The sequence below is a fragment of the Stenotrophomonas sp. genome, from assembly GCF_050737075.1.
Taxonomy (GTDB): Bacteria; Pseudomonadota; Gammaproteobacteria; order Xanthomonadales; family Xanthomonadaceae; genus Stenotrophomonas.
In genome coordinates, this window is the sequence record NZ_JBOHXV010000166.1 from 1 (window position 1) to 3,940 (window position 3,940).

Here is a 3,940-nt window from a genome sequence, read left to right on the forward strand (position 1 = left end):
CTGCCCGGCTGCCACACCGTTCGACCCACCCGCGCCCCGCGCGGTAGAGCGCGGCCATGCCGCGCTGGCCTCACCGTTCCACCCACAAGGTTGCCTCCAACCCCGCTTCAGAGTGCAATAACGCCCCGGTTCCATACTTCCTCCCCGAGTCGCCCCCCGTGAGCCAGCTTTTCTCCCCCGTTTCCTTCGGACCGCTGACGCTGTCCAACCGCATCGTCATCGCCCCGATGTGCCAGTACTCCTCCACCGACGGCCTGGCCAACGACTGGCACCGCCAGCACCTGGGCCAGCTGTCGCAGTCCGGCGCGGGCCTGCTCATCCTGGAAGCCACCGCCGTGCTGCCCGAAGGCCGCATCAGCTGGGCCGACCTGGGCCTGTGGGACGACGCCACCGAAACGGCGCTCACCGAGGTGATTGCGTCAATCAAGAAGTGGTCGCCAATGCCGGTAGGCGTGCAGCTGGCCCACGCCGGTCGCAAGGCCTCCTCCGCGCGCCCGTGGGAAGGCGGTGGCCCGTTGCCCCCGACCGACCCCAACGGCTGGACCGCCGTCGCCCCATCCCCGCTGCCCTTCGCGCCCAACGGCCCCGCGCCCGAGGCCCTGGATGAAGCCGGCATCGACGCCGTAGTCGAAGCCTTCGCCACCGCCGCACGCCGCGCCGAACGCGCCGGCTTGGACCTCATCGAACTGCACGCCGCGCACGGTTACCTGCTGCACCAGTTCCTCTCGCCGCTGAGCAACAAGCGCCAGGACCAGTACGGTGGTTCGCTGGAAAACCGCATGCGCCTGCTCGTGCGCGTCTTCGACGCCGTGCGCGAAGCCGTCTCCGACCGCATCAGCGTGGGCGTGCGCATCTCCGCCAGCGACTGGGTGGACGGCGGCTGGGACATCGAACAGACCAGCACCCTGGCGCAGATCCTGGACATGCGTGGCTGCCAGTTCCTGCACGTCTCCAGCGGCGGCCTCGACGCGCGCCAGAAGATCACCCTGGAGCCGGGCTACCAGGTACCGTTCGCGGCCGCCATCAAGGCCAAAGTAAAGATGCCGGTCATCGCCGTGGGCCTCATCACCGACCCCTCGCAGGCCGAATCCATCCTGCGCCATGGCCATGCCGACGCAGTGGCACTGGCACGCGGCATCCTCTACGACCCGCGCTGGCCGTGGCACGCCGCCGCCGCACTGGGCGACTCACTCGCCCCGGCGCCGCAGTACCTGCGCTGCGAACCGCGTGAAGCGCGCGGCGTGTTCATCGCACCCACGGCATGAGAGGAAATCGGTAGCGCCCGACCGTTGGTCGGGCGTTGCCTGAAATCAACCAACATCCACCCGCCAAGCGGCAGGCAACCCATCCACCACGTGCTGCATCAACGCCCGCACCTTCGGCGTAAGATCCCGCCGGTCGCTAACGCACAGAAACAACCGCATCGGCTCCGGCGACGTACGCGCGCCATCGCCCGATGCAAACAGCACCTGCAACTGCCCCCGCGCCAGCCAAGGCGCCGCCACAAACGCGGCCAACCGCGCAATGCCGCCACCTGCCGCCGCCATCGCGGCCAGCGCATCAATGTCATCCGACACCAGCGCCGGGCGCATCTCCGCATCGAAGCGGATCCCATCGCGCACGAACCCCCACGGCAACAACCGCCCCTCCACCGGATAGCGGAACACCAGGCAGCGATGCTCGCGCAGCTCTTCAGGCGTGGCCGGCACCCCCGCCTGCGCCAGATACGAAGGCGCGGCGCACACCTGGAACGGCACCTGCGCAATCGCACGCGCCACCAGCCCCTCCACCAACTGCGGTTCGATCCGGAAGCTCACATCCACGTCTTCGTGCGCGTGGTCCACGCTGCGGTCTGCCAGCAGCAGCTCGATCGCCAAGCGCGGGTAACGCGCCTGCAGCGCCGGCAGCATCGGCGCCAGCACATGCCGCCCAAATGCCGAGGTGCTGGCAATCCGCAGCCGGCCCTGCGGCATCGCCTCCGGGTCGGTCACCGCCGCCTGCGCACGCTGCAGGTCGCGCTCGATATGCCGCACCTCGGCCAGGTAGCGCGCGCCGTGCTCGGTCAGCGCCAGCGTGCGCGTGGTGCGGTTGAACAAGCGCACGCCCAGGTGGGTCTCCAGCCGCGCAATGTTCTGCCCCACCGCCGCCGGGCTGATCCCCAGCGTGCGCGCCGCCGCGGCCAGGCTGCCGGCGTCGGCGGTGCGGATGAAACTACGGATTGACTGCAGAATGTTCATGATGGCGCCAATCATGGCGGGTCATTGCAAAGATTTACTTTATAAAGAGCCAATCCGGCCCGGTCTACCGCCGCGAAGGTGCGCCACCTATCGTGCCGGTCCCGCAACCGCCGGTTGCCGCCGAACTGGACCCCCGCATGTCGCAACAACCGCAGACCCTGGCCGCCGCCCGCTGGAAGCTCGGCGCCCGCACCACCCCGTACGTGTTCGCGTTCTTCATGGCCTCCATCATGGCCATGCTCATGTGCCTGGTGATCACCGCCGCCAATGCCGGCATCCACGCCGACTTCCCGGCCCGCGTGCTCAGCGCCTACCAGCTGGCCATGCCCACCGCCTTCTGCTGCGTGCTGGCCGTGCGCCCGCTGGTGATGCGGCTGGTGGCGCTCACCGTGCATCCGGCGCGGTGAAGTGACGCGTTGACGTGCTGCAGTTGGTTGCAGCTGACAGCATCCCTGCAGGGCGCGGCACCTGTCCTCTACACTCGACGTATGCGCCCTGATTCCATCCTCACCCTGTCATGCCCCGACCGTATCGGGATCGTCTACCGCGTCTCCGGCCTGCTGTTCGAGCAGGGCTGCAACATCCTGGATGCGCAGCAGTTCGGCGATGACGAAAGCGGTCGGTTCTTCCTGCGCGTGCACTTCAACCGCGACCCGGGCCAGCCCATCGAGACCATCCAGCACCGCATGGCCGGGCTGGCGGCCGACTTCCAGATGGACTGGCAGCTGCACGACGCGCGCCGCCGCGCCCGCCTGCTGGTGCTGGTGAGCAAGCAGGGCCACTGCCTGAACGACCTGCTGTTCCGCGCCCACAGCCGCCAGCTGCAGGTGGATATCGCGGCCGTCGCCTCCAACCATGAGGACTTCGCTGCGCTGGCCGGTTCCTATGGCATCCCGTTCCACCACCTGCCGGTGAACGCCGACAACCGTGCCGCGCAGGAACAGCAGATCATCGACCTGGTCGAGCGCGAGCAGATCGACCTGGTGGTGCTGGCGCGCTACATGCAGATCCTCTCGCCGCGCCTGTGCGATGCGCTGGCCGGCCGCGCTATCAACATCCACCACAGCTTCCTGCCCAGCTTCAAGGGCGCGCAGCCGTACCACCAGGCGCACGCGCGCGGGGTAAAGATCATCGGTGCCACCGCGCATTACGTCACCTCAGACCTGGACGAAGGCCCGATCATCGAACAGGACGTAGCGCGCGTGGATCACGCGATGACGCCGCGTGATCTGGTGCGGCTGGGCAGCGACACCGAATCGCAGGTGCTCGCCCGCGCGGTGCGCCGGCATGTGGAGCACCGCATCATCCTCAACGGGCACCGGACTGTGGTGTTCCGGTAGCTGATTCCGTTAGCGAAACGGCAACGGCAACCCACGGTAGCGCCGGCCGTTGGCCGGCTGTTGCCATCCCTTCACACTTTCGGTCCAGCGCGGAGTAAATTGGCCCCATCTGGATGTATACGGAGCTTTGGGCGAAGGCCTAAGGTGTTCAGATGCCGCCACCGGTTACAGGCATTGGCCGTTTTATGGGAGTGATCCCTAAGGGCATCCGCGAAACCCCCGCAAGGGGGTTTGCTTTTTCCGGGGTGCGCCGGCATGTGGAGCACACCGCATCATCCTCAACGGGCACGCTCGGTGGTGGTCCTGTAACGGATTGCTTGTGGAAGCCGGTCACGACCAACGGTCGTGACCTACCCGGTAGGT

At 67.7% G+C, this 3,940-nt stretch carries 4 protein-coding genes; 3 read left to right on the forward strand and 1 reads right to left on the reverse strand.

What is annotated here, in order from left to right; genetic code table 11:
• Positions 1-158: 158 nt before the first annotated feature.
• On the forward strand, positions 159-1,265 hold the full coding sequence (locus ACREPD_RS21830; RefSeq protein WP_431601236.1) for an NADH:flavin oxidoreductase/NADH oxidase: 1,107 nt from the start codon (positions 159-161) through the stop codon (positions 1,263-1,265).
• 45 nt (positions 1,266-1,310) lie between these two features.
• Here the strand turns inward: ACREPD_RS21830 and ACREPD_RS21835 are convergent, their stop codons facing one another.
• Positions 1,311-2,237, reverse strand: coding sequence for a LysR substrate-binding domain-containing protein (locus ACREPD_RS21835; RefSeq protein ID WP_431601237.1), 927 nt, complete (start codon positions 2,235-2,237; stop codon positions 1,311-1,313).
• Between the two features lie 137 nt (positions 2,238-2,374).
• On the opposite strand from ACREPD_RS21835, the gene ACREPD_RS21840 reads away from it, so the two are divergent.
• Together ACREPD_RS21840 and purU are read left to right on the forward strand one after the other, a co-directional pair.
• Positions 2,375-2,644 (forward strand): DUF2798 domain-containing protein, encoded by a 270-nt coding sequence (locus ACREPD_RS21840; protein WP_431601238.1) that lies wholly within the window; start codon positions 2,375-2,377, stop codon positions 2,642-2,644.
• Positions 2,645-2,725: 81 nt separating this feature from the next.
• Complete coding sequence (gene purU, locus ACREPD_RS21845; protein ID WP_431601239.1) at positions 2,726-3,577, forward strand: formyltetrahydrofolate deformylase; 852 nt, start codon at positions 2,726-2,728, stop codon at positions 3,575-3,577.
• The last annotated feature ends 363 nt before the right edge of the window (positions 3,578-3,940 follow it).

Excerpts from the sequence above, each read along its gene's own strand:
- ACREPD_RS21840 (WP_431601238.1), top strand. The coding sequence starts at position 2,375 with ATGTCGCAACAACCGCAGACCCTGGCCGCCGCCCGCTGGAAGCTCGGC.
- purU (WP_431601239.1), top strand. The coding sequence starts at position 2,726 with ATGCGCCCTGATTCCATCCTCACCCTGTCATGCCCCGACCGTATCGGG.
- ACREPD_RS21835 (WP_431601237.1), bottom strand. The coding sequence starts at position 2,237 with ATGAACATTCTGCAGTCAATCCGTAGTTTCATCCGCACCGCCGACGCC.